16 protein-coding genes are annotated in these 25,977 nt (G+C 52.0%); 10 read left to right on the top strand and 6 right to left on the bottom strand.

What is annotated here, in order from left to right:
• The first annotated feature begins 247 nt into the window (after positions 1–247).
• The 4 genes from AC286M_RS22765 to AC286M_RS22750 all read left to right on the top strand — a co-directional run bounded on the left by AC286M_RS22765 (position 248) and on the right by AC286M_RS22750 (position 4,298).
• The gene (locus tag AC286M_RS22765) at positions 248–763 is read left to right on the top strand and encodes a PH domain-containing protein (RefSeq protein WP_488206568.1); all 516 of its coding nucleotides are present in this window, start codon (positions 248–250) and stop codon (positions 761–763) included.
• A gap of 153 nt (positions 764–916) precedes the next feature.
• Positions 917–1,705: an aspartate/glutamate racemase family protein gene (locus tag AC286M_RS22760; RefSeq protein ID WP_488206567.1), complete on the top strand. Its 789-nt coding sequence runs from the start codon at positions 917–919 to the stop codon at positions 1,703–1,705.
• Positions 1,706–1,992: 287 nt separating this feature from the next.
• Positions 1,993–2,928, top strand: coding sequence for an RnfABCDGE type electron transport complex subunit D (locus AC286M_RS22755; RefSeq protein ID WP_488206566.1), 936 nt, complete (start codon positions 1,993–1,995; stop codon positions 2,926–2,928).
• A gap of 38 nt (positions 2,929–2,966) precedes the next feature.
• Positions 2,967–4,298 (top strand): DUF2330 domain-containing protein, encoded by a 1,332-nt coding sequence (locus AC286M_RS22750; RefSeq protein ID WP_488206565.1) that lies wholly within the window; start codon positions 2,967–2,969, stop codon positions 4,296–4,298.
• Between the two features lie 288 nt (positions 4,299–4,586).
• Here the strand turns inward: AC286M_RS22750 and AC286M_RS22745 are convergent, their stop codons facing one another.
• A complete protein-coding gene (locus tag AC286M_RS22745) occupies positions 4,587–5,828 on the bottom strand; it encodes a GumC domain-containing protein (RefSeq protein ID WP_488206564.1) in 1,242 nt (413 codons plus the stop codon).
• Positions 5,829–5,977: 149 nt separating this feature from the next.
• Between AC286M_RS22745 and AC286M_RS22740 the strand changes: the two genes are divergently transcribed.
• Positions 5,978–6,892 (top strand): alpha/beta fold hydrolase, encoded by a 915-nt coding sequence (locus AC286M_RS22740; protein WP_488206563.1) that lies wholly within the window; start codon positions 5,978–5,980, stop codon positions 6,890–6,892.
• A gap of 168 nt (positions 6,893–7,060) precedes the next feature.
• Here AC286M_RS22740 and rbp read toward each other — a convergent pair whose 3' ends face one another.
• The 4 genes from rbp to AC286M_RS22720 form a co-directional block, all read right to left on the bottom strand.
• Positions 7,061–7,354 carry an RNA-binding regulator gene (rbp, locus tag AC286M_RS22735; protein WP_488206562.1) on the bottom strand — a complete coding sequence of 98 codons (294 nt, stop codon included), beginning with the start codon at positions 7,352–7,354 and terminating at the stop codon, positions 7,061–7,063.
• Between the two features lie 246 nt (positions 7,355–7,600).
• The gene (tilS, locus tag AC286M_RS22730) at positions 7,601–8,644 is read right to left on the bottom strand and encodes a tRNA lysidine(34) synthetase TilS (RefSeq protein WP_488206561.1); all 1,044 of its coding nucleotides are present in this window, start codon (positions 8,642–8,644) and stop codon (positions 7,601–7,603) included.
• A 13-nt stretch (positions 8,645–8,657) separates the two neighbouring features.
• Positions 8,658–11,240, bottom strand: a complete 2,583-nt coding sequence (locus AC286M_RS22725; RefSeq protein ID WP_488206560.1) for an EAL domain-containing protein — start codon at positions 11,238–11,240, stop codon at positions 8,658–8,660.
• Positions 11,233–16,083, bottom strand: a complete 4,851-nt coding sequence (locus tag AC286M_RS22720) for a GAF domain-containing protein (protein WP_488206559.1) — start codon at positions 16,081–16,083, stop codon at positions 11,233–11,235. Before AC286M_RS22720 ends, AC286M_RS22725 begins: the two co-directional genes overlap by 8 nt.
• A gap of 443 nt (positions 16,084–16,526) precedes the next feature.
• Here AC286M_RS22720 and AC286M_RS22715 point away from each other — a divergent pair, with 443 nt between their 5' ends.
• Together AC286M_RS22715 and AC286M_RS22710 are read left to right on the top strand one after the other, a co-directional pair.
• Entirely contained in the window at positions 16,527–17,915 is a 1,389-nt protein-coding gene (locus tag AC286M_RS22715; RefSeq protein WP_488206558.1) for a mechanosensitive ion channel family protein, read from the top strand.
• A gap of 164 nt (positions 17,916–18,079) precedes the next feature.
• Positions 18,080–19,204 carry a mechanosensitive ion channel family protein gene (locus AC286M_RS22710; RefSeq protein WP_488206557.1) on the top strand — a complete coding sequence of 375 codons (1,125 nt, stop codon included), beginning with the start codon at positions 18,080–18,082 and terminating at the stop codon, positions 19,202–19,204.
• Between the two features lie 178 nt (positions 19,205–19,382).
• On the opposite strand, the gene AC286M_RS22705 is transcribed toward AC286M_RS22710, so the two are convergent.
• Positions 19,383–19,778 carry a response regulator gene (locus AC286M_RS22705; protein WP_488206556.1) on the bottom strand — a complete coding sequence of 132 codons (396 nt, stop codon included), beginning with the start codon at positions 19,776–19,778 and terminating at the stop codon, positions 19,383–19,385.
• A gap of 544 nt (positions 19,779–20,322) precedes the next feature.
• Here AC286M_RS22705 and gyrA point away from each other — a divergent pair.
• The 3 genes from gyrA (at position 20,323) to trmFO (ending at position 25,943) form a co-directional block, all read left to right on the top strand.
• Entirely contained in the window at positions 20,323–22,842 is a 2,520-nt protein-coding gene (gyrA, locus tag AC286M_RS22700; protein ID WP_488206555.1) for a DNA gyrase subunit A, read from the top strand.
• Between the two features lie 201 nt (positions 22,843–23,043).
• Positions 23,044–24,255 carry a D-Ala-D-Ala carboxypeptidase family metallohydrolase gene (locus tag AC286M_RS22695; RefSeq protein ID WP_488206554.1) on the top strand — a complete coding sequence of 404 codons (1,212 nt, stop codon included), beginning with the start codon at positions 23,044–23,046 and terminating at the stop codon, positions 24,253–24,255.
• A 299-nt stretch (positions 24,256–24,554) separates the two neighbouring features.
• Complete coding sequence (trmFO, locus tag AC286M_RS22690) at positions 24,555–25,943, top strand: FADH(2)-oxidizing methylenetetrahydrofolate--tRNA-(uracil(54)-C(5))-methyltransferase TrmFO (protein WP_488206553.1); 1,389 nt, start codon at positions 24,555–24,557, stop codon at positions 25,941–25,943.
• Positions 25,944–25,977: the final 34 nt, after the last annotated feature.

Raw genomic sequence — 25,977 nt, 5'->3', positions numbered from 1 at the left:
GGTAAAATTACATCTTATTTAATCTCTGTGGGTCTAATTCCCCGTGGCTTGCCACGTTAGTGGTAGCGCGGGAGTGCGTCCCGAAGGGCAAATTCCGTAATGCCCCGTCCGCTTGCGGCGGGGATAGGAATTTGAGCGCCCCGCGAGATTTACTCCACGATCCTAAGCTAGATGCGATCGCAGTTTCTGAAAACGTTTAAACGTTGAACTACGTAAATGTCTCGACCAAGGTGGCGGAGGTATGGCAATGGCCGCAGAAACAACAGATGCAGTTTTCAAAGCACCGTGGGGCAACGTGCTAATCCTAATGACAACGTTGGGCTGCGTGATTTTGATTGGCATTCCGCTGATTGGCTTGTTCTCTGGCCCGCGTAGCAGCTTGATTTGGATTGCATCGATGATTGTCATGCCGCTAGCAATTTTACTGGGAACAGCAATCTTCAGCGTTCAGGGGTATCAGGTGGCGAATGAAACGCTCTATGTGCAGCGGTTGGGCTGGAAATCTGCGATCGCACTTGATCAGCTTACGTCGGTCGAAATCGATCCAACTGCGATGGATCAGTCGATTCGCACTTGGGGCAACGGTGGTCTATTCGGCTTTACGGGTCATTTCCGCAACCGTAAGCTGGCCAAGTATCAGGTGTATGCAACTGATTTTAAGCAGTCTGTTATCCTCCGATTTCGCGATCGCACGATTGTCGTAACTCCGGCTGATCCAGAGCGATTTGTGCAAACACTACAGCCTCAAATCCAGGCACAGTAGGGGCAATGGCCATTCGCCCTGAAACAACGTCTGCTATGGCATTGAAAAGTCTGATTACCAAAATCTGCCGTACTGTTTCAACAAAACAGTGCCAGAGCCGTCTTCTACCTATAATCAGAATTCGTTGCGCTTCACTTTGGTTGAGGACATGAGATGGGATTTGATGCGACTAACGGTAATCTGGCTCCCAAGATGCGAATTCACGCGATTAATGGCAATACGTTTGAGTTGATGACGCGGGGAATTGATGAGTCGGCTCAGTTGGCGAAGTCGGTGACGACCGAAGTGATGACGTCTCAGCCGCAATCCGGCCCGCAGTCGATTGAGAGCTACTATGACGAGTATTTGGCGATTCCCGGCATTTTGGAGCGGGTGATTGAAACTCGCGATCAGGTAGACGGCTTTGTGATTGCCTGCTGGGGCGATCCGGGCGTGGAAGCGGCGCGGGAAATCACTCATAAGCCTGTGGTCGGTATTGCCGAGGCCAGTATGTATGTGGCGAATATGGTGGCGGCCCGGTGGGGGGTGATTACGACGCAGCACCGCACGCTGGACATGATTGAAAAAACGATTCATAAAACCGGGTTTGCCCATCGCTGCGTGTCGATTCGGACGACGGGGATTCCGGTGACGGAGACGGAAACGGCACGAGCTGCGACGATTGATGCGCTAGAAATTGAGGCGAAAAATGCGATCGCAACTGACCGAGTGGAAGCCTTTTGTCTGGGCTGTGCGGGGATGGCGGGTTTAGATCACGAGCTGGAGCAGCGGCTGGGAATTCCGTTTATTGACGCAGTGGCGGCTGGGGTGAAGATGGTGGAGTCGCTGATTGGGTTGAAGAAATATAACAGCAAGGCGCTGACCTATCAGTATCCCGATGCCAAGGTGATGCAGGGCTATCCGATGCACATGCAGCCTGAAAATTTTGTCCCTAAATCGTAGTTCCACCTGTAGGAACAGGTTTAGCCGCTAAATCATAGTTCCACCTGTAGGGGCAGGTTTAGCCGATCAGTTGTCGGTCAAAGTCACAGTTGGTCACCAAAACCTGCCCCTACGAAACCTGTATCGACGATATACGAAACGATACATTTTGTACGTTACGGAACTCGTAACGATACCCGGCAGACTGCATAGCTCAGGTCATACTGGCACTAATTTAATACGGAATCGATTGATGTAGCCGTTATCACTCGATTCTGGATTACGCCGTTGAGTTGAGTAAGAATCCTATGCTGAAAATTCCCAAACTGGCGTTGCGGGATGCCCGCGACTATCAAATAAGCTTTTTATCGTTATTTTTATTACTTGGTATTGCGATGCGCGATTGGTCGCTGCGCTGGGACATGGTGGCAACTGCGATCGCAACCTGTCTTGTCGTCCAAACCGTCATATCGCTGGTGCTTGGCTACTGGTCACACTGGCGCAGTTCCCTGTCACCTACCGAGTCACCTACCGATACAGAGAACACTAGAACATGGCGCTTTGGCTTTTTGCCGCCTGGATTTGTGTTGAACTGGCGCAGTCCGCTGATTACGTCGCTGAGCCTCAGCCTGCTGCTGCGGGTGGATCACTATCCGACGATGATGCTGGCGGGGTGCCTTGCGATCGCAAGTAAGTTTCTAGTTCGCCATCGCGATAAGCATGTATTCAATCCGGCCAACTTCGGCATCATTGCCGCCATGCTGCTGACCCAGGATGCATGGGTGTCGCCGGGACAGTGGGGCGAGGAGCTGTGGTACGGCTTGATTTTCCTGGGTGCAGGCGGGTTGGTGTTGAAGCGCGTCGGTCGCTGGGACACCACGTTTGCGTTTTTGGGCATGTATGCCCTGCTGGAAGGGGTGCGAAATCTCTGGCTGGGCTGGACGTGGGACGTGTGGGCACATCGGCTGATGAGCGGATCGCTGCTCTTGTTCGCGTTTTTTATGATCACTGACCCGCGTTCGATTCCCAATGCGCGGACAGGTCGCTTAGTTTGGGCCGGTGCGATCGCAAGTCTGACTTTTGTATTACGCAACTATTTCTTCCTTTCCTCGGCAGTGTTCTGGGCGCTGTTTGCGATCGCGCCGCTGACGGTGCTGATTGATCTGTTTTGGCCTGCGGAACGATTCCAGTGGCAGCCCAAGTTGGGACTGCAAGCTAAGCCTCGGCTTTCGCTGGAAGCCTAGTCGCGCCAACGATCTCACTGATTAGGAGGAATTGAACTATGAAATCTATTCGCGTTTTGATTTCGCTGTGTATAGTTGCGATCGCAGTTTTGATCATTGCGCCTGCAGCTCAAGCGTTCTGCGGGTTTTATGTGTCAAAGGCCGATACGAGTTTGTATAACCAGGCATCCCAAGTTGCGATCGCGCGGGATGGTCAGCGCACGGTGTTGACGATGGCCAATGACTATCGGGGCGATGTGCAGGATTTTGCGCTTGTGGTGCCAGTGCCAGTGGTGCTGGAGGAGGAGCAGGTCAATGTCGGCGAGGCCAGCATTATCCAGCGACTGGACGACTTTAGTGCGCCTCGACTGGTGGAGTATTTTGACTCCGATCCCTGTGCGCCACAAATGATGTACGAAATGGATGCAGCTATGCCAACAGCTAGTGCTCCTGTGATGCAGCGCGGGGCTAGGTCTAATGAAGCATTGGGCGTAACGGTTGAGTCGGCCTTTTCTGTCGGCGAATATGACATCGTGATTTTGAGCGCTACGGAGTCGGACGGATTGGAAACTTGGCTCCAGCAAAACGACTACCGGATTCCCGATGGGGCAAGCCAGCTTTTGCAGCCTTATATTCGTCAGGGATTGAAATTCTTTGTCGCGAGGGTGAATCTGGAAGAGTTTGATCAGTCTGGCTTCCAGAAACTGCGCCCGATTCAGATCGCCTATGAATCACCCCGCTTCATGCTGCCGATTCGGTTGGGCATGATGAACGCTGAGGGTGAGCAGGATTTGGTGGTGTACCTGATGTCGCCGCGGGGTCAGGTGGAATTGACCAACTACCGTACGGTGAAGGTGCCGTCGGATGAGGAAATTCCGGTTTTCGTGAAGAATGAGTTTGCTGATTTTTACAAAGCGATGTTCCAAACCTCCTATCAGCGCGAGGGCAGAAACGTTGCGTTTCTGGAATATGCCTGGAATATGGCCAACTGTGACCCCTGTTCCGCCGATCCGCTGTCGCCGGAAGAGTTACGTAAGGCGGGTGTCTTTTGGCTAGGCGAGAATGCGAACCCGTTTGGCGGCAGCAATGTGTTTATCACGCGACTGCATGTCCGCTATACCCGCGACAAGTTTCCCGAAGACTTAGCCTTCCAGGAAACCTCAAATCAGGACTGGTTCCAGGGTCGCTATGTGCTGCGCCATCCATTCACAGGTGAAGCAGATTGTCCAGCGGGTCAGCAGTATAAGGCATCGTTGCCGGAGCGGTTTGAGCGAGAAACACAGACGTTAGCACGGCTCACCGGCTGGAATATCAGCGACATTCGTGCAAAACAACCGACAGTGGCCGAACCCTCGCCAGATAACTGGTGGCGACGGCTTTGGCGGCGTTAATGGTGGGTATAGAGGATCTTGGTACAGCCATCTTTGATTGATTATGAACAGGCTGCCCCGCTGGGGCGACCTGTTCATAATCAATTTAGTTCATTAGACTTTATTGGAAATAAAGTTTTTGGGGTTGGAAATTGTTTTGTAGCGCGGCTCCGCCGCGCTACAAAACAATTTCCGATAAGGTCTATTAGCTATTTGAGAGTGCTGTATGGCAAAAGCACTGAGATCCTCTGCACAGTTTTGTGTCTTTAAGAGGTTGAGAGCGTTTTGCTCAATTTTGGGTTGTCAATGCTATTGCTTTGCTAGTTCCAAAGAGGAGTCGGCATTAACTGGAGCGGTTGTTTCCAGCATGGCGATTTGGTTGAGGTTCTGATCTAACTGCACAGAGGTTGTTTTAATTTGCTGCGTGAGTGAGTCATAGTCTTGCATCAGCGCGATCATCTGCTGCTGGCGCTGATGGATTTGTGGGGCCGCAGTTGCAATATTTTGCTGTCGCATCTGCAAAACCTGTATCCGATGCGCAAGTTCAATTGCTTGTTGCAGATTGCTCAGGTAGGCCGATTCTCGAATCATTTCTGCTGACACATAGATCGGTTGCTGAGCTGCGGTACTGCCCGAGGACTTGGCATAGAGCTGTAGCGATCGCACAGCTTCTTGGTTGAGCTGAGTATAGTGAGCTTGATACTGCTGCTGGAGCGTCTGAAGTTGGGCTGTATCTGGTGTCACTTGACTGGCGGTATTGATCAACTGCTGATCAATGGCGTTCAGCTTGTCTAGCAGTGCCCGATAGCGAGCGTTATTGTTCAAAATCCGTGGGCCAATTTGACTGTGGCTGGAAATATTTATCTGTTGAAGCAGTTCTGCCTGTTGCTGCTGAACCAGAGCTAGTTTTTCGTGGAGCGTCGATTGCTGAGTTGCCAAGTTATCTAGCCGGACGGCAAACCGCTGCACGTCAATTGCAATGTTGGTCAGGCCATGCTGCTGCTGGAGCGATCGCAACTCATTTTGTAGGCTGGCTAACTGCTGCTGAAGCACTGGCGTTTGTGCTTGGAGTGTCGCTAATTGCTGCTGTTGGGGCGATGGGGCTACGGGCGCGGGGACGGCTGGACGCAATGGTTCAGTAACGCCTGCGATTGCTGGATTGGTTACTGGATGGGAAGCAGTGGGCAGATTCTCTGGGGCGGCTACTGTTTGAGTAGAGTAGAGCTGGTCGGGCTGGGCTAGATCTGGATGGGTTGATCCCGGTGGGTCTGTATCTGTATCCGTTGGGATGTTAACCAACGGGATTGACTCAGGCTGGAGCCAGTGGCCGGTTGCAACTGAGAGGGCTGAAATACTTGCGATCGCACCCAACTGATAGACCGCTGCAGTCGGCAGGCCATCAAGTCGCGGTACCGTGTTTTGCTGTAAAGGTTGATTGGGGGCTGGATTGGGCAGCAGGTATGCATCGTCAGCACTTGTGCCGACGGTGGAAGCCTGAATGATGGCTCGCAGTTGCGCCAACAGAGTTGCAGATTTTTCCTGACCAGTCATGTACTCACCGGATGCTCGCTAAAGCAATCTACAGAAAACAATTTAGCTGTCCGGAAGATTAAACTGCTCCTTCAGATTCATGAAAATCTGGGCAGGCTGTGGCACAGTGGACGAAGCGGTTGAAAACGTTTGATCACATAGATTGAGTTATGTTTATTCCTGCCGGATTTGTACAGCGTTCTGTGCTCACAAGCCTGGGGCAAATGGTGTATTACACCAATGAAGAGGCCCCGTGGGATCGCAGAGAGATTAGTAATAAGGAAACGCTCGTGTTTTTCCACGGATTCGGTGGTGGTTCATCCGCCTATGAATGGTCAAAAGTTTATCCAGCATTTGCCTCGGACTATCACGTTGTTGCGCCCGATCTGATTGGTTGGGGGCGCTCCGCTCATCCGGAACGCAACTATACGCCAGAGGACTATATCAATGTCATTCTGGAGTTTATGGAGCGGATTAACGACCGTCCAACGAAGGTAATTGCTTCGGCTTTGACTGCTGCGTTTATGATTCGGGCGGCGATTCAGCGACCAGAGCTGTTTCAACTAATGATTTTGACCACAGCGGCAGGTCTGTCTGAGTTCGGCAATGACTATCGGGAGAATTTTTTCACTAAAATTGCCGCTACGCCTGTGATTGACCGATTGCTCTACAGTACAGGGGTGGCCACCAGCTTTGGGATTCGCAGCTTTCTTGAGCAGCGCCAGTTTGCCAACCGCGATCGCGTTTATCCAGAGATAGTAGAAGCCTATTTGCAGTCAGCCCAGCAGCCGAATGCGGAATATGCGGCGCTGTCGTTTGTGCGGGGTGATCTGTGTTTTGACTTGACCCAGTACATTCAGCAACTACAGGTTCCGACTGCGCTGATTTGGGGCCAGTCTTCTCAATATACGGGGCCGAAAGTGGGCAAAACGCTGGCCGAGATGAATCCCAGCGCTGTGAAGATTTTCTATCAGCTTGATGATGTTGGCTTTACGCCTCAGCTTGAGCTACCGGGCGTGACGATTGGCCTGATTCGCCAGTTTGTGTCGATTCTGGAGAAGGAAAAGGATTCGGATTCTCTTTAAGATTTTGCCTTTTGCCAACTTGTTGGACACAAGCAATTGGTCTCAATCATAAAAAGGCGGCTTCTAGAAGCCGCCTTTTTATGACTCGTTAAACTGTTACTGGATTAGATAACTTTAGATGATTATCATCGAACGACAGTTATATATATAGGTGATTTAACGTTGGGCTTAGTAGCGCTGATTCCAGCGACCGCCGCCACCACCATTCGTAGATTTCGGTTGACGAGGACGGGCTTTGTTTACTTTCAGGTCGCGCCCCATCCATTCTGCTCCGTCCAGAGCTTCAATTGCGGCATCTTCTTCAGCTTCACTGCTCATTTCAACGAAGGCAAATCCCCGTGGGCGGCCTGTTTCGCGATCAGTGGGTAGTGTTACCCGGCTGACGGAGCCATATTCTGCAAAAACTTCTGTAATATCCTCCTGGGTTGCACTATAGGAAATATTACCGACGTAGATAGACATGACTGATGTACATCTCCAGAAATTAAGCGTTTTGTTGTGAATTGTTCCGGAAATGCCCTAGTCAGTGAAATCGAATGAAAATCGAATGTCATTGTACGGATCAGGCTTAAACCCGAAAGCAAACTTTCACTCCATAACCCTAACACAACATTATTCCGCTGATATCGTCTGATTTATGAGATTAATCATAGGCTACAACGCCCAGAGGTGTTGCGTTAGACCAGGATTTTATTTTACTGCGAAAAATCACTGAACTGACTGGATCACAATCCAGTCTTGCTGGACAGTTGCGATCGCACCTCCCGGAAATGGATCGGTGCAGCTACGATTCGGTGCCTGGATTAGCGCTACGGCTTTTTCGACATGAGCAAAGGTGGGAGCGGTTGTCATGATCTGCTGTAAAAAGCGACGCATTACCCGCCGCTGCAGGGCTAAGGGGGCATCTTGTAACACTGGCCGATACAGGGGGCAATATGGGAGACGATACAGGGTCAGTTCAGCCGGATGTGCTGGTGAGGTCGCTGGATTTTGGGCCTGTTGCCAGAGTTCGAATGCCTGCGCTTCCAGATAATTTACGTCTGCCCGCAGTAGTTCTGCCGTTTGGGCCAGAGTGGTTTCGATTTGAGGATTGAACTGAGCGGCCAGTTCAGGCAAGAGATCCAGCCGAATTCGGTTGCGGGTGTAGCGGGTGTCTTGGTTGGTGGTGTCGTGCCAGATGGGCAAGTTGCGATCGCGGCAGAACTGAGCGGTTTCCTGGCGCGTGATTTCCAGCAGCGGACGGACTAACCAGCGCGATGAGTCCTGCGAGTTGACCCAATCCAGCGGTCGCTTCCAGGTGAGGGCGCTCAATCCATCCATGCCACTGCCCCGCATCAGGTTATAGAGCAGGGTTTCGGCCCGATCTGTGGCCGTGTGGCCCGTGACGATGACTGGAGCATTCAATTCGGCTGCAATTTCATCCAGCATTTGATAGCGCCACTGTCGCGCGGCGGCTTCACTCGGCAAGGGGGCATGGGCGACCCGTTGGTAATACGGCAACTGCCACTGTGCGGCCAACTGCTGCACATGCGCTGCATTGGCTGTTGAATCAGGCCGCCAGCGGTGGTCACAGTGGGCGATGGCTAATGACCAACTCCACTTAGGCTGCACATCAATCAGCAGTTGGGCGAGACAGAGGGAATCTTGACCACCGGATACGGCGATCACAAGCTGCTGTCCTCTGGAGAGGAGCTGGCGCGATCGCAGCGTTTGATGAATGCGGGCATGGAATATCGTCCAGGGAGCTGACATGGTGAAGCAATCCTTACAGGCTCCAGGTGGACTGATTCGCTAGCAGCGATCGCACCTGCTCGGCTGGCAGAGGACGAGAAAAGAGGTAGCCCTGACCGTATTCACAACCAAGAGTCTGGAGCGTCTGCACCTGCTGCTGGCTTTCAATCCCTTCTGCGATCGCATCCATGCCCAGCGCATGCGCTAGGTTGACGATGGCCTGTACAATGCCCGATTGACTGGTTGTGACATCCATTTGTTGGACAAAGGAGCGATCAATCTTGAGTGTATCGATCGGAAACTGGTGCAGATAGCTGAGGGAGGAAAAGCCGGTGCCAAAGTCGTCGATGCTGAGCTGAATGTCGCGCTGCTTCAGTTTTTCGAGCCGAGACACCACCACGGTTGAGTTCTCCATCAGCATCCGTTCGGTTAGTTCGAGCTTGAGGCAAGCCCCGGTTAATCCGGTCGATTGCAGAATTTGGTCGATTTGGGTGATGAGGCTTTCCTCCGCCAGTTGGCGACTGGCTAAGTTGACGCTTATTTGTAAATCCGCTACGTGGGGAAACTCCTGTTGCCAGACCCGCAGCTGCTGACAAGCGGACTGGAGAATCCATTCACCGATGGGCACAATCATGCCGTTATCTTCGGCCATTGGGATAAACTGATTCGGCGGAATCACGCCTTCAGGCGATTGCCAGCGAATCAGCGCTTCAAACCCAGTCAGTTGCCCGGTGGTCAGCGACACGATGGGCTGGTAGTGCGTGACAAATTCCTGCTGATCGATGGCGCGCTGGAGATTGGCCTCTAGCCTGAGCATCTGCACGGCGCGGGCATGCATCACTTTATCAAAGACTTCGTAGCAGTTGCGGCCATTATCTTTGGCACGGTACATGGCAATATCGGCATCCCGCAATAGTTCGGTGCCGTGCTGGTAATCGGCAGCACTGAGGACAATGCCGATGCTGGCAGTTGTCACAACATCGTGACCCGCCAGTCTGAACGGGGGGACTAAATCATCCTGGATGCGCTGTGCCACTCGGATGGCATCGTGAATGTCGTGAATATCTTCTAGCAGAATGGCAAACTCATCGCCCCCCAGCCGTGCCACTGTATCCGTTGGTTTGGTGCAGCGGGTGAGGACATTTGCGATCGCAACCAGTAGCTGATCGCCCACCACATGCCCCAAGCTGTCATTGATCCGCTTAAATCGATCGACATCGACGAACAAGATAGCGAATTCATACCCACTATGTCGCTCTGACATTTTCAGCGCCATCTGGAGCTGATTCATGAAAAAAGCCCGATTGGCTAGCCCGGTTAAACCGTCGTGGATGGCATCGTGGGTTAACTGTTCCTCTGCTCGCTTGCGTTCGGTAATATCAATCACCTGCACGGCTAGCTGATGCAGTTCGTCCTGGCTATTTTGCAGCGGTGCGATGCTGACGACGGCATAGAGCGTTTCGCCAATTTTGTTGAGATAGCGCTTTTCGAGCTGGGCGTGAGGCAGGTCGCCCGACACAATTTTTTGAATCAGATTGAGATTGCTGGGCAAATCGTCGGGATGGGTGACATCCAGCCAGGTGGTTTGCAAAAGCTCTGCTTTGGTATAGCCCAGCAAGTTACACAGAGCCTGGTTGACGTTGAGAAAGCGACCGCGCAAATCTAAAATCGACATGCCCGCTGGAGCCAGCTCAAAAATCTGGCGAAACTGCCGCTCGCGAATTTTGAGTTCCTGCTCCACCTGTTTGCGATCGCTAATGTCTAGGCAGGAGCCAATGTAGCCAATGAACTCCCCCTGCTGTGAGTAGCGGGGCTTGCCCGTATCCAAGATCCAGCGGTAGTCACCGTTGATGTGCAGCAGCCGATATTCACTCACAAAATCCTCTCGATTTTGCATCGCTTGCTGATAAGCAGAATGGCAGGTTTGACGATCCTCAGGATGAACTTTCTCTAGCCGATGACCGTTGAGCTCCTGCGCCAGTGTCCGTCCGGTAAACTCTAGCCAGCGCTGATTAAAAAAGATAGATTCCCCCGCCGCATTGGTCAGCCACAGCAGCATGGGCGCACTGTTGGCCATGTCGCGAAACCGGGATTCGCTTTCATGTAAGGCCGCATTTGCCGCTTGTAGGGCGGCGTTGGCCTGCTGTAATTCTTGAGTGCGCTGGCGGACGCGATCTTCTAGTTCTAAATTGAGCTGCTGGAACTGTTCAATGGCTCGCTTGAGCTGGAGCTGATGCTGAATCCGAATCAGGATTTCTTCCAGTTGAAAGGGCTTGCTGATGTAGTCAGCGCCGCCGGATTTGAACGCTGTTACTTTATCGAACGCTTCATTGAGGGCGCTGAGAAAAATTACTGGGATAGACTGAGTGGCTGGATTGGCCTTAAGCTGTTCGCAAACTTCGTAGCCGCTCAAATCCGGCATGCGGATATCGAGCAGCACTAAATCCGGTGGGGTCGTTTGCGCCGCTGTCAGCGCCATGCGACCATTGGTGACGCAGCGGACTTTGTACCCTTGCTGGCTGAGTGTCGATGCGAGAAACCGAAGATTGGCTGGCGTATCGTCCACAATCAAAATGTCGGCTCTTGTGGACTCATCATTCACTGAGAAATCAGTCATGATCTAGATATCCCCCGCTCAGTTCTATGATGGCCTCAAATTCGAAGTTTTGAACCAGCAAGTTTAGATAAGCTGCAAGCTCCGGCTGATCCTCTGCGATCGCACAGACTAGCTGCTGAATTTGCTCACCATCAGCACTGGTTGCAGCCTGATGAACAGCGGTCAGCCACTCAGTGGACTGTTGGGCAAAGCATTGGGTATCAAACGAACCGGGTGACGGCTGCGGATGAGAGAGCGCAACAACTGCCTCCGTCTCAGGCGCATATTCATACTGCACACCTAGGTATTCAGCCATCTTCTCAAAAACCAGCCAGTCTTGGAACGGTTTGCGGACAAAATCATCACAGCCCGCCGCCAGAATATTGGATCTCTCCTCTTCAAAGGCGCTAGCGGTCAACGCGATGATGATGGTTGCCTGTCCATCAATCTGCGATTTAATGGCTGCCGCTGCTTGATCGCCGGACATTACGGGCATGCGCATATCCATCCAGATTAAGTGGGGCCGCCAGCGATACCACTGTTCAATCGCTTCTTGGCCATTGGTTGCTTCCTCGACCTGAAAGCCCACTTTCGTCAGTAACGTCACCATCAACTGGCGGCTTTGGTCATGGTCATCTACTACTAAGATGCGGCAGGGTGCCTGCCCTGGAGCGAGTGCTACTGGGCAGCGATAGGAATAGGAGGTGGGTAGGACGGTGGTTTGCGATCGCAGCAGCGGTAGCCGCACGGCAAAAGTTGAACCTGCTGTAGACGTGGACTCTAGCCGGATATCTCCACCAAATATCTGGGCAAACTTCTGGCTAATCGTGAGGCCCAAGCCAGTCCCAACATGGGAGCTGCGGCCAATCGCGGTTTGCATAAACGGTTTAAACAGTAGATCCACCTCTTCGGGCGGAATGCCGGGGCCTGTATCCTGAATGGCAAAGTAAAACCAAACGGTGCCGTCAGTGATATTACTCCTTTTGGCGGCAAGCTTAGTATTATAGGCTGCATTGAATTCAGTGTTTTGATTGGCATGTGCCCGACTCGATTGAGCCTGATCGGCTATGGCAGCTTGATAATCGGCTGGTTCAGGATAGGTGTAATCTAGCTGGACGCGCAGCGTCACCGAGCCGCGGGTGGTAAATTTGATAGCGTTGCCCAGTAGATTAATCAAAATTTGCCGCAGTTTCCCCTCATCGCCAATGACAAATTGCGGTAAATCGGGGGCTAGCTCTACCTTAAAAGCCAAATCTTTCGCGGCAGCTTTGGCCTGGAGCATGTTTTGAATTGAGAGCAGCAAATCGTGCAGATCAAACTGAACGTCATGCAGAAACAAACGACCCGCCTCAATTTTGGACATGTCTAAGATGTCGTTGATCAGGGTCAGCAAATGTTCACCGCTTTGGTTAATGGTGTTGAGGTATTCTCGTTGGCTATCCGGCAAATTGGCTTCGCGCTGCATGAGCTGGGTAAACCCTAAAATGGCGTTCAGCGGTGTCCGCAGTTCGTGACTCATGTGAGATAGGAACTCACTTTTGGCTCGATTGGAAGCGTCGGCAGCGTCTCTGGCCTGTCGCATCACGGCCTCAGCTTGCAGAGCTTGAATCACCTGGCGTGACTTTTCTCGAATTTCCCGCACGTATTCGGCTTGACGTAGAGCAATGCCGAGTTGTTTACCCAGACGGATCATGGCTTTGACTTCCCAGGGTTCCCACTGACGCGGCTCGGTTTGCTGATAGGCGGTCAACATGCCCCACAGATGAGTGCCTTGGAAGATGGGGGCAATGATATAGGCCCGAATTTGATATTCTTCCAGTGCTTGCAGATAGCAGTCGGAAAACTGTCGGTTGTAGACATCGTCGGCCACAAAGCTTTCAATTTGAGCAGTTACGGTAGCGGATTGGGAAAAATAGGCATCTTTGACCCAGTAATCGGAGTAATCAGGCTGGGACAGATCACGTTTTTTATCTTTATTTTCCTCATTTTCGTCATCGACTGGGGCAAACTGCGATCGCAGTAATCGATCCGCATGAATATGATGATCCACATCGATATCAGGGATGTCAGCGACATCGGCATCGACGATGGGAGGCGAAAACTTTTGCTCGACCTGGGCTAAAGCTTGGTTGAGATGCTCAATTTCGCTGGCTGTTTCATCCAATTTATTCAATTCATCTAATTCATCCAATTCTGCAAAATCTGGAGATGGGTCAGAAGCTGCTGGAGACTGGGCCTGACTAAATCCGGCATGGGGGCGAGAGAAATAGGGTTTTGAATTGTGGATGAGCTGAATAATTTTGCGATCGCCGATGTTGAGTTTTAGGGTGGGATCTTGGCTCTGCCGCGCGATCAGGGATCGACGATTGGGGGCGATGGATTCGGCGACAAACTCCCCCGTTTCGTCTGATTTGAACTGGTAAATGGCCACGCAGTCCACATTGAGCAGCTTGCGGGCCTCATAGGTGACGGTGCTGAAAATGGTATCGACATCGAGGAATGCCCGCGTCCGATCGACCACGGCATCTACGGCGTTGGCTGTGGCGGCCTGTTTCTGGAGCTGGCGACGAATTTCGGCTTCGGCGGCTTCTGAGGCTCGCTGCAGTTCTTCCGACTTTTGCTGCACCTGAATCAGCAAGTCGGCTTGATGGAGCGCAATGCCCAACTGTTTTCCCACGTGAGTGATCAGGCGGCCTTCTTCGGTAGTCCAGGTGCGGGGTTGCTGATGCTGATAAACGGCTAGGAGTCCCCAAAGCCGATTTTGCTGAAAAACGGGCGCAATAATGTAGGCGCGAATGTCAAACTGCTCTAGCATTCGGCGATAGCAGTTTGGGCCAATCTCAAATCGGGTATCGTTGGCCTGATGGATATCGCCTTTTTGAAAACAGCCGCCCTGTGTCGTTTGCAAATGTCGATCAGACCAGATGGTTTGAATGCCATTACCGACTAGGCAGGGATAAGCCGGATCGACGGATTCGGCCACAAATATGCCGCTCCAGTCGGGGTTGAACTGATAAATGGCCGCGCGATCGCACTTAAAGACCTGACGGACGGCGGTTGTTGTATCTTGCAGAATGGTGTCAACTTTGAGGCTGCGGCGCATCCGATCGACAATCTGAGCCATTGCCTGATCCGTGTTTGACTTTTCCAGCAGCTGGGCTTCTGCCTGCTTCTGGGCTGTGATATCCCGTCCCACTCCCTGATATTCCACGACTTGCCCTGCGTCATCTAGGATGACGCGGTCGTGCCACTGCTGCCAGCGGATGCTGCCGTCTGGTCGAATGACGCGATGTTCGCAAACGACGTAGGGATTTTGGGCAGACAGTGAGTGAATGATTTCCTGCACGGCAGGGATATCTTCGGTGGGAATCAGCGGTAAGAATGTTTGCCCCACCAGGTCGGCTTCTGTTTTGTTGAAATAGCGACAGTAGGCCTGATTGACAAATGTAATCGTGCCGTCTAGCTGATAGCGACAAATAAGCTCCGTCTGGTCTTCGATGATGGCGCGATAGCGCTGTTCACTCTGCTGGAGCTGTTGATTGGTTTGGGCTAGACTGGCGGTGCGTTCGGCTACTCGGCTCTCTAATAGCGCCAGAGACGTTTGGATCTGCTGAGCCATGCGCTGAAACGACTGGGTCAGAGATTGAAACTCGCGAATGCGGGAGGATCGGAGCTGTGGCTGCAGTTTGCCATCTGCGATCGCATCTGCGGCTTGAGTGAGACGGGTGAGCGATTGGACAATGCAGCGCGAGGTAAAAATACCGGCACCGGCTGAAACGACCAGCGCTAGCAAACAGAGCAAAACAGTGCGGTTTCGATTGGCGATGATCTGCTCCATAAAATCTGATTCGGGCACGATCACCACTACTAACCAGTCCAATCCCCACGGGTCACGATAGGAGTCAATTTGTAAAAATTGCCGCTCACCATTTAGCTCAACGGTTAACTGCTGGAGAGAGTAAATGTGGTTGAGATCCTGATACTCGCTCCGCAAAAATGTAGCTATCTCGCGAATGAGTGGATCATTCGATTCAAAAACATTTATGCGCTGCGCACGGCCATTTTCAATCAGAAACGGCTGGGCTAATGTTGAGCTTGCCACTAGCAAACCGGATCGCTCGATGATAAATGTTTGACCAGACTGGCCAATCTCAGTTTGTTTTAGAAAATCACTGATTTGTTCGAGAAAAAAATTGCTGCCAAATACCCCAATTAAGTTGTTGGCTTCGTCGTACACTGGCACACTGGCCGGGATGGCCATAATGGGGTAAGCGTGATAGGTGAAAACCTCACCCCAGGTCGGTTTTCCAGCTTTGACTGCAGCGCTATACCAAGGGCGATCGCGAATGGGGAAGTTGGGCGTTTCACTCAGGAGTTCGGTTGGATTTCCCTGCTGATCAACGGCATAAAAACGAATGCCGCCGCCCAGATGGGCACCAGCTTCCATCCGCTGATACTCATAGTCATTGAAGCTTGATGTACCGATAAATTGTTCGGTTTCGCTGCCCCAAAATATGGATTCAACTGTTGGAAAGAGTTTGGCCTGATAGAAAAACTGACGATTTAATGCTTCTAAATCCGTTGGATCTAAATAACCGAGACTGACTGCATCACGGTTGAGGCGATTGACAAGGTGGGGATCTGCTAAATAATCATCCAGCTTTTGATGAATACGGGTGGCGACTTCCTGCCGCAATTGAGTTGCTACATCATTAACAGCTTGGCGGCCATTCCGTATCGATAAATAACCTGTCAAACCAACGGCTAGAAATACCTGAACTAAAAACGGCACGATCAGGATAAACCGTAGCGGTAAACCTTTAGCTGGAGCTGGCTCAGATTCAGAAGTGTGGGAGGAGGTCATATATCGTCTCGCAGCAGAATGGCAGATTGTGCCACGGAGAGGAGAACAGTTTGTTCTGGGTTAAGTTGCTTCTACTCAGACCTTACATCATGTCTAATTTCGCCAGTGAAACGAAATTTTCTGTCGTTAATTTCTGTCGTTATCTTTTGAAAACTGCCAGTGAATAGAATGAACGGCTTTGTGTGGAAGGTTAGGTTTGCACGGTTTCGCAGGGTTTAAAGCTATTGCTGTTACGCCTGGTTAATGTATCTTTGCAGATTGATGAAACGAATTCAGCCTTTGTATGCCCTGAAATGAGAGGGTAATTGACGATACCGACTCAGTTCTTAACATCCTGGCTTGGATTAGACACGAGCCCATGCTCAACGCATTGTAGCGATCAGTCTTGAGCCGTCACAATAGCCGTTACCGCAATCCGGAAAATCGTCACAACAATTAAACTTGTGGCGCGGCTGGATTGGGGCCTGGAGCGGGGAAATGATGACCGCGACCAGATCGCTGATTCGCCACCTCAAGTGTGTGTGGTTAAAATCACGGTATCTGTTGACTTGACGGCTGATTTTGATTACAAGCCCATGATTAATTCACTGGTTTACTATTTGACACCGAATTTGGCACAGGCGACGGAGGCGGCCTCAGCTACACCGAACGCACCTCCTAATGCTGCGCCGACGATACCTCCTGAGAGTAGCGATCCGGCTGTGCAGGCGGCGGCTGATACGGTTGAGAAAGTCGGTAAAGCGATTGAATCACTGCCGATCGCATCCCAAATTAATCCGGAGCTACGGTTTGTCTTGGTGATCAGCACGGCCATTTTAGTGACGCTGCTGATTAGCCAGTTTATTCCCCGGCTGCTTCAGTTTTTGATTAATCGCTTTGCGAGTCCGGGGATGCGAGAGGTTTACGATAAAGTCTTTAGTCCCCATAACCAACTGATTGGCTGGGTGATTAGCCTGACGATTGGGGATATCGTGATTCTGATCTTGAGTCGAACCCGCTGGGGACGCTGGACAGAAGTTGCGTTTAGTCTATTGCTAACGCTGGCCATTGGCTGGCTGGGGTCGCGGCTGTTTAGGCAGTACTTTGACGTGTATCTGCTGGATGCTGCCGTGCGCAGGGGGCGCAAGGTCAATAGTGAATTGCTGGTCGTGGGCAAGTATGTAGCGAATTTTGCGATCGCAGTGATCACGATTTCCCTATTTGCTGAGACGCATGATTTTAATATCTTTGGCCTGTTTGCCAGTTTGGGGATCGGTGGACTTGCGATCGCATTTGCAGCCCAGAAAACGCTGGAGCAGCTACTGGGCGGCGTAGTGATCTACGTGGATCGCCCCTTCGTAGTGGATGACTATGTGGGGCTGCCCGATGGCACATTTGGCCGAGTGGAGTCGATTGGTTTACGATCCACGAAGATTCGAACCTCCGGCAAAGGAACGCTGGTGATCGTGCCTAACAGCGCTCTGAGTGAGGCCACGATTGAAAACTTCACGGGTGCCAAGAAGGTGATGTCGATTATCTATCTCAACTTCTATCGAATTATTCCCAGTGAAGAGGCGGCGCTGATTCGGCAGGTAATTCTGGAAAGTACGGGTGATATCTTCGGGATTGACTCTCGCAGTACCGATGTTACATTCCGCGAAGTGGAGCAAGGCAAGCGCAGCCAAGCTCAAATCACTTTTTTCATACTGGGTTCTGGCGAAGTCTCGATGGAACTGCGGCGGCAGCTCTTGGATATTGCTAACCAGAAAATTACCCAGCGGCTGAAAGAATATGGCATCGTCTTCGATATTGACGAGCCAACGATTTACGTTGATTCGCCAATCACAATTTGATCTGCCAATTAGTGTGTATAAACCGTTTGTGCTGCAAACGGTTTATACACACTAATCATGGGTTTTGAATAGAGTTTTGTCGCTACTCTGCATAGAGTTTGGCCGATTTTCTAGTTGGGTGCAAGATACAGTTTCAGCCTTTTATTCTCACAACTCTTCCAGTTATGCTTTCTGACCTCAATGACGTTCTACAGCTCAACCTACCGAGGCTCACCGGGGGTGAAGCGCCATCGGGAATTTATAGCGCTCTCATCTTCGCAGTTTTCATTGCGCTCTCGCTGCTGCTCGGTCGCTATACGCCCGGTATTGTCAAGCTGATCATCCATCGGGTCGCACCTAATAAGGTGGGTGAAATTTATGACAACCTGATCGATCCGGTCAAAGGGCCATTTCGCTGGGCGGGCACCTTCATCTTCATTTCGCTCTCAATGGTCTGGATTGAGAATAGCTTCAGCAGCCTGTATGACTTTTTTCAGCCGTTTCTCGATTTGGCTGTCATTGTTAGCGTAGCCTGGTTGGCCTCTCGCCTCTTCCGGCAAATCATTCGCATTTATGGGATTGAGCTACTGCGGCGCTGGGGCCGAGAGGTGGACGAGCTGCTGCTGGTGTTTGAAACCCTAGCGAACGTCATTATTGGTCTGTTTGCTGTGCTGGCTTTTGCCCAAAGCCAAAACTTTAATCTAGTCGGCCTGATCGCCAGTTTAGGAATCGGTGGACTTGCGATCGCATTTGCGGCTCAGAAAATTTTGGAGCAGTTGCTCAGTACGATTGTGCTGTACTTGGATCGGCCTTTTGTGCCCGGTGAATATATTCGGCTGGGCGATGGGCAACTGGGTCGAGTCGAGTCGATTGGTTTGCGATCGACTAAAATTCGCACGGCTGCCAAAAGCACACTGATGGTGCTGCCCAACTCCATCCTAGTCAACGTGGAAATTGAAAACGTCACGCGGGCTAAAAAGGTGATGGTGATGCTCTATCTAGATTTTTTGCGATCGCTGACGGAACAGGACGCGGCGCTGGTCAAGCAGGTAATTACCCGCAGCACCAATTCGCTGTTTGGCATCGACCCCGGCAGCACCAGCATTTCGTTCACATCTCACAACGGTCAGGCCATGCAGCGGGTGCGAGTTACGTTCTTCATTTTGGGTTCTAGTGAAAATTCAATCCAGCTGAGAAAGCGTCTGCTCGAACTGGCCAACGACAACATTTCTAAGCAGCTGTTGGAGTATGGGATTGAATTTACAATTCAGGATCCCACAATTTATGTGGAATCCCCCGTCACGATTTAGCGTAGCGAGCACGTTAGCTGTAACCCGGTTTAGCATCTTGTTCTGGACGTATTCTCAAGCACATCGTCGGCTTGCGAGAAATTGGCTGGTGAGAAATTGGCCCAACAATTTCCCCAAACCCACGAGATTATGATACAAGTGTACTATCCTGATTCAGGGTTACAACTCGCTCATCAAACTAGTCCGGTAGCAACGCCGTAATTTGATCGACAAACTCTTGATGATCCACTACGGGCTTGGAAATATAGCCATCCGCGCCGCTCTGGCTAAGGAAATTTTCGCGATCGCCTTCCATCGCGTGAGCTGTAACCAGAATGACGGGCAGGTTCGCCGTCTTGGGATTTGCCTTCAAAATCTGGGTGATCTTAATCCCATCTACGGGCTTGCCCTCGTACATACTGTGGGACAGCGACACATCCATCAAGATGATGTCTACTGTGCCGCTTTCGGCGATCGTCATCACCTCGTCAACGTTTTCGGTATGCTTAACGTTCATTCCGCCCCGTTTCGTCAAAATCTTAGAAAAGACGCGGGCATTGATTAGATCATCCTCAACGATGAGAACTGTTTTCATCCGTGCTCCCTTTCCCTACTGACATGAACTCTCTCTACCAAACGGCTACGCCCCGGATTCCTGATCAAAACTTGGGGATAATCTCAACAAACTGACGCTGAATATAAAGCGTCGACCATAAAGCAATGTCAAGCCATGTGGTTTGATACTACAGTGAAATTGACTATAACGACTCTGTCCAACTGGATCTTTAATCTGGATCTTTAGTGAAATCTGTGGTGAACCATGTTCAAACTATCGCTCTAACCCCTAAAATTAAACCCCCTGAGTCTGGAACCCTGTCGGCTAGCTTCCTGAACATCATATCTCTCCTAAAAACTTGATCCAGATGGTGAAGCAGTTGAAACCAGTAGACAAACCGCTAGTTGAACGGCAAAATTGCTAATCGCTGGCCCTGTCCATCCCTGTGGTCACTGTTGACAGCCTATGTTCAGTCGCTTAAATCTCCTTTAAGCCTGATTCCAACTGTTAGCCGGGGTTATGAAATTAAGCAAGCAGTGTACAAAGTTTAAACGTTTGAATTCGGAAGTTAGGACACACCCTCATGGCTGATCAGTTGAACATTCTTTCCTCGGGCCAGGTTGTTGCAACCGCACTCCACACCGAAGTGCAGCGATCGTACTTGGAATACGCCATGAGTGTGATTGTCGGACGGGCACTGCCTGATGTGCGCGATGGCCTGAAACCTGTGCATCGGCGGATTCTGTACGCCATGCATGAACTGGGACTAACCCCTGACCGCCCCTATCGCAAATGCGCCCGCGTTGTAGGGGACGTGCTGGGTAAATATCACCCCCACGGTGATCAAGCGGTTTACGACGCGCTGGTGCGGTTGGTGCAGGATTTTTCCAGCCGCTATCCGCTGCTGGCGGGACACGGCAACTTTGGCTCGGTGGATAATGACCCGCCTGCGGCCATGCGATACACCGAGACGCGGCTGGCATCGATTAGCCATGAGGCGATGCTGGCGGAAATTGGCGAAGCGACGGTGGACTTTACCGACAACTTCGACAATTCGCAGCAGGAACCAATTGTTCTGCCCGCCCAACTGCCGATTTTGCTGCTAAACGGCAGTTCCGGAATTGCGGTGGGCATGGCGACTAACATTCCACCCCATAATCTGGGCGAACTGGTAGATGGTCTAATTGCTCTGATTGATCGTCCAACTCTGTCGGATGAAAAGCTGTTTGAGCTGATTCCTGGCCCGGATTTCCCGACCGGCGGCGAAATCGTCAGCACGGATGGCATTCGAGATGCCTACCTGACTGGTCGTGGCAGCATTCCGGTACGCGGTATTGCTCAGTTTGAAGAGGTACAGGTTGGCCGAGGACGCCATCGCCGTAATGCGATCGTGATTACTGAGCTACCTTACCAGGTCAACAAGGCAGGCTGGATTGAGAAAATCGCGGATTTAGTCAATCAAAACCGAATTGAGGGAATTGCTGACATTCGCGACGAAAGCGATCGCGATGGCATGCGGGTGGTGATTGAACTGAAGCGGGAAGCTCAGCCGGATTTGGTGCTCAACACGCTGTACAAGCTGACGCCGCTACAGAATAACTTTGGCGCAATCCTGCTGGCGCTCGATCAGGGACAGCCGCGCCAGATGCCGCTGCGGGAGATGCTGCAGCACTTCCTGGATTTTCGGGAGGAAACGCTGACCCGCCAGTATCGCCACGAGCTGGAGCAAACGGAGCGGCGGATTCACCTGCTGGCGGGTTTGCTGACGGCTTTGGAAAACGTGGATCGACTAATTGACATTCTGCGGCAGGCTCCGGATGGCACCACGGCCAAGATTAATCTCCAGGATGAGTTCGACTTTAGCGATCGGCAAGCGGATGCGATTTTGGCGATGCCGATGCGGCGCTTGACTGGACTGGAGCGGCAAAATTTACAGAATGAGCACGATGAGTTAAATCAGCGAGTACAGGAACTGAATAACCTGCTGGATAATCGCAATGAGCTGCTGAAGGCGCTGAAGAAAGAGTTGCGATCGCTGAAAAAGCGGTTTGGCGATCCGCGCCGGACGCGGATTCAATCTGAAGCTGAGCGGGCGGAAGAAACCGAACGCTTAGCGGAAATTGTGGCGGAAGAAACGGAAGAAGAGGTGGTGCTAGAATTCACCCATCGCGGCTATGTGCAGCGCCGTTCACCCCGCTCGTTTAAGCGGCAGCAGGCTAAGGGCGAGACACCTCTACGCCAGCTTGAGGAAGCCGATGATCATGTGACTCAGGTGGAAACAGCCAGTACGACGCAGGAGTTGCTGACGATTACCCAAAGCGGCAAAGCTTTCACGGTTGCGATCGCAGATATCCCAGTCACCTCACGTCAGTCGCGGGGCACACCGTTGATCAGCCTGCTGCCGCCTGCGGTGCATGGGGAGGAGCCGGAATCCCTAGTGATGCAGATGGTGCTGCCTACGGAATCAGAACGGCTAGAGGAACTGGATTTAGTGCTGCTTACTCAGCGGGGCAAAGTGAAGCGGTTGCCGCTGTCGGATTTTACTAACCTGACTGGACGGGGACTGACAGCGATTAAGCTCAAAGAGCCAGACCAGTTGATGTACGCCGTGCCCGTCGCCAGCGAAGATCAGCAAATTGTGGTGGCAACGTCGCTGGGGCGAGTGCTGCGCTTCCCGGTTGATGACGAGATGATTCCCCTCATGGGTCGCACGGCTCAGGGACAGTCGATCATGCGCTTACGCAAACAAGAAGAGATTATCGGCTGCATTGCCGCCGCAGAAATGGACAGTCTGCTGTTTGTCACGGCCAAAGGCTATGCCAAGAAAGTGCCTGCTAGTCTCCTAAAGCTGGCAACTCCAGACGGACGGATCGGGATGCCCATCTTCCAGTTCGCACTGAAAACCGATAGCCTAGCGGGTCTGTCTGTCGCTCAGCCCGATACGGAAGTGAGCTTGATGACCGATTGCGATCGCGTTGCCCATATTCGGATCGATCGAGTCCCCTTCTTTGGCAAGGATGGTCCTGGCGAGCGGCTAATTCGACCCGGTCGCGATGAGCAAATTACCGCTGTCTTTGCTCCGATTGTTGACTTAGAGCTATAGGGCTAAGGCCGCGAGTGTCGCCATGTTTGAAGGGAGATGCTCGCGGTCTGCTCCGGTGTGTTTACGTTTATTCACGTTACTTAAAAGAGGCGTTGCTTAATCTGAGTAGGAATTGGTGTATAAGGGTGATGCCTTTTCAGATCAACTCAGGCTTAGATGGAGCCATATATTCCAGATCTGACACGATGAGTCTTTGCCTCTATGACCCAGCTTGAAACTTGGCGCAGCCTCGCTGCTAACACATTAGAACCGCTTATCCGCCAGATTCCCAATGCGACACTGAACAATACGGATGCGCTCGTGGATGACCTGTTGCGATCGCTGGGGGGACAGCCACCTCGCCCGGCTGGTACTCAGCCCTATGTGGGGTTGTTCGGTCAAGACTCCGTGCAAAACTTACGCCGGAGGGCAGCGGCTGGTATTCGGATCTATCTGGAGCGACTCGATACGCCGACCGTTGTCACTGCCGATGAGCAGGCGGATCGGCTGATCCGTACTCTACGCGGTTTTGCTGTTGGGCGTCCAGAAGGGGTTTATCCCTATGAAGGACTGTATGGCTACACCGATGCCAATGTCAGTTCGTCTCAGCTGAATCTGTGGCGTCAACAGGCAGGCAATCGTCTCCAAGAACTCATCAGTGGCATTCCCAATTCTGATCCTACGCCTGCGGATGATTTGGCTGATAGTCTTCTCCGGGCTCTTGGCAGTCAGCCGCCTCGCCCACCGGGTCGTCGTCCCTATGAAGGGCTGATTATGTTGCCAAGTAGCGCACCATTCTTGGAGTATCGGCGTCGGGGAGCCAGTGCTCTCCAACTTTTTGTCGAACGCATTAGCGATCCGCGTCTGGGTTCTAAAGATGCCGTCGTGGATGATGTAATCCGCAAGATTTCGACCGTTACGGGTGTTGTCAACCTGCCGAGTCGGCCTATCAATCGCTTACCCTATGAAGGACTGTTTGGTCGTGATGAGGGGAATATTCAGCTCAGCCGCAATTTTACGCTACAAGATCTGATTCGTTCTGCAACGGCAGATCGGCTCGGTATTGATAACACTCCATCACCGGCAGTGGTTGCGAATTTGCGACGGCTGGTTCAGCAAATTTTACAGCCTGCTTGGGATGACCTGGGGCCGTTGACGATTACGTCGGGCTATCGCTCACCCCAGTTAAATGCGGCAGTGGGAGGAGTGCCTAATAGCGATCACCTTTCGGGCTATGCTGCTGATGTGGTGCCGGTCAATGGGGGAACTCGCCGCTTTGCGGAATGGGTGGTTGATAATGTGCCGTTTGATCAGGTGATCTTGGAGTTTGGAACGCTACAAAGTCCAGCTTGGATTCACGTCAGCGCTGACCCCGATAATCGTCGCCAAATTATTCGTCAAGATAGCAGCGGTTCCCGATTCATCACGCTCTGATTTGGTCTCTGATTTGATTGCTGTACAGCTTAGGAAAACATTGGCGATATCTGTAACTAACGACGACTCGCGATCGCTTGTCGTTATGATCAGTAAGGCAAGGTTTTGGATGTGCAGGTAGAGCTGTAGTCACATGAGTTAAGTCGTTAGAACACTCTGAAAACATTCAAACGTTTGAACGTTTGAATGTTGAATTTCGGAGATGTCTCGACCAAAGTGGCGGCGGCTGTAGTTGTGCTTGCACTCTTCCTGAAGAATTGCCAGTGATTGATATAGTTATGGATGTTCTTGGCTTTACTATGACGGATAGACAACCGATTCATGTAATTGGCGGCGGATTGGCCGGAACGGAGGCGGCATGGCAGATTGCGCGGGCTGGAGTGCCCGTTGTGCTGCATGAGATGCGGCCTGAGCGGTTGAGTCCGGCGCATCACAGTGAGCATCTGGCGGAGCTGGTGTGCAGCAATTCGTTTGGGGCAATGAGTAGCGATCGCGCTTCGGGATTGCTGCATGAAGAACTGCGGCGGCTGGGGTCGATTATTATTGCCAAGGCGGATGAGCATCATGTGCCTGCGGGGGGTGCGCTGGCGGTGGATCGGGGCATCTTTAGCCAGGAGCTGACGGAGACATTAGCAAACCATCCGCTGATTGAGCTGCGGCGGGGAGAATGTCCGCAGATTCCGACGGATGGGGTGGCGGTGTTGACCTCGGGGCCGCTGACGACGGAGGCGCTGGCGGATGATTTGCAGCGCTTCACGGGCATGGAGTACATGAGCTTTTTCGATGCAGCTAGTCCAATTGTGGTGGGCGAGTCGATCAATCAGAACGTGGCATTTTTGGCGTCGCGCTATGACCGGGGAGAGGCAGCTTATCTAAATTGCCCGATGGATAAGGAAGCGTATCTGCGCTTTTGGCAAGAGCTGTGTGCGGCGGAACAGGCAGAGCTGAAGGACTTTGAGCGGGAGACGGCTAAGTTTTTTGAGGGCTGCCTGCCGATTGAGGAAATGGCGAAGCGGGGTGAGGATACGATGCGCTATGGGCCGCTGAAGCCTGTGGGGCTGTTTGATGCGCGGCTGGGCGATTTTCGCGATCCGATGAATAAGGATAAGAAACCCTATGCGGTGGTGCAGCTAAGGCAAGAAGATAAGGCAGGACAGCTTTGGAATATGGTAGGATTCCAGACCAACCTGCGCTGGGGCGAGCAGAAGCGAGTGTTTCGGCTGATTCCGGGACTGGAAGAGGCGGAGTTTGTGCGGATGGGCGTGATGCACCGCAATACGTTTATTAATTCGCCGGAGCTGCTGGAGACGACGCTCCAGTTTCGCAAGCGACCAACGCTGCTGGCGGCGGGGCAACTGGTAGGAACGGAAGGCTATACGGCGGCGACGGCGGGAGGCTGGCTGGCGGGAACGAATGCGGCGCGAGTTGCCTTGGGTAAACCTGTGGTGACGCTGCCGGAAACCATGATGATGGGGGCGCTGTTTGACTTTATCAGTACGGCTTCTCCGAAGCATTTTCAGCCGATGCCGCCAAATTTTGGCATTCTGCCGGAGCTGCCAACAAAAATTAGGAATAAGAAAGAGCGCTATGGCAAATATCGCGATCGCGCTTTGGCCGATTTGAATGAGTGGGCTAGCCAGCACCAAATTGAGCTACAGATTGAGCGGCAGTCTGCAGCCCTGCCTTAAGACGGGCATTGCTTAAGCTGGATGCATACCTGAA

The organism is Thainema salinarum CENA647 (assembly GCF_057732415.1).
Note: the sequence above shows the minus strand (reverse complement) of the source record. Positions and strands in the feature narration are given on the sequence as shown.

What these genes read in the sequence shown, in the direction of transcription:
- AC286M_RS22705 (WP_488206556.1), bottom strand. Translation starts at nt 19,778, where the DNA reads ATGAAAACAGTTCTCATCGTTGAGGATGATCTAATCAATGCCCGCGTC.
- rbp (WP_488206562.1), bottom strand. Translation starts at nt 7,354, where the DNA reads ATGTCTATCTACGTCGGTAATATTTCCTATAGTGCAACCCAGGAGGAT.
- AC286M_RS22720 (WP_488206559.1), bottom strand. Translation starts at nt 16,083, where the DNA reads ATGACCTCCTCCCACACTTCTGAATCTGAGCCAGCTCCAGCTAAAGGT.
- AC286M_RS22750 (WP_488206565.1), top strand. Translation starts at nt 2,967, where the DNA reads ATGAAATCTATTCGCGTTTTGATTTCGCTGTGTATAGTTGCGATCGCA.
- tilS (WP_488206561.1), bottom strand. Translation starts at nt 8,644, where the DNA reads ATGTCAGCTCCCTGGACGATATTCCATGCCCGCATTCATCAAACGCTG.
- AC286M_RS22765 (WP_488206568.1), top strand. Translation starts at nt 248, where the DNA reads ATGGCCGCAGAAACAACAGATGCAGTTTTCAAAGCACCGTGGGGCAAC.
- gyrA (WP_488206555.1), top strand. Translation starts at nt 20,323, where the DNA reads ATGGCTGATCAGTTGAACATTCTTTCCTCGGGCCAGGTTGTTGCAACC.
- AC286M_RS22710 (WP_488206557.1), top strand. Translation starts at nt 18,080, where the DNA reads ATGCTTTCTGACCTCAATGACGTTCTACAGCTCAACCTACCGAGGCTC.
- AC286M_RS22725 (WP_488206560.1), bottom strand. Translation starts at nt 11,240, where the DNA reads ATGACTGATTTCTCAGTGAATGATGAGTCCACAAGAGCCGACATTTTG.
- AC286M_RS22740 (WP_488206563.1), top strand. Translation starts at nt 5,978, where the DNA reads ATGTTTATTCCTGCCGGATTTGTACAGCGTTCTGTGCTCACAAGCCTG.
- trmFO (WP_488206553.1), top strand. Translation starts at nt 24,555, where the DNA reads ATGACGGATAGACAACCGATTCATGTAATTGGCGGCGGATTGGCCGGA.
- AC286M_RS22695 (WP_488206554.1), top strand. Translation starts at nt 23,044, where the DNA reads ATGACCCAGCTTGAAACTTGGCGCAGCCTCGCTGCTAACACATTAGAA.
- AC286M_RS22745 (WP_488206564.1), bottom strand. Translation starts at nt 5,828, where the DNA reads ATGACTGGTCAGGAAAAATCTGCAACTCTGTTGGCGCAACTGCGAGCC.
- AC286M_RS22760 (WP_488206567.1), top strand. Translation starts at nt 917, where the DNA reads ATGGGATTTGATGCGACTAACGGTAATCTGGCTCCCAAGATGCGAATT.
- AC286M_RS22755 (WP_488206566.1), top strand. Translation starts at nt 1,993, where the DNA reads ATGCTGAAAATTCCCAAACTGGCGTTGCGGGATGCCCGCGACTATCAA.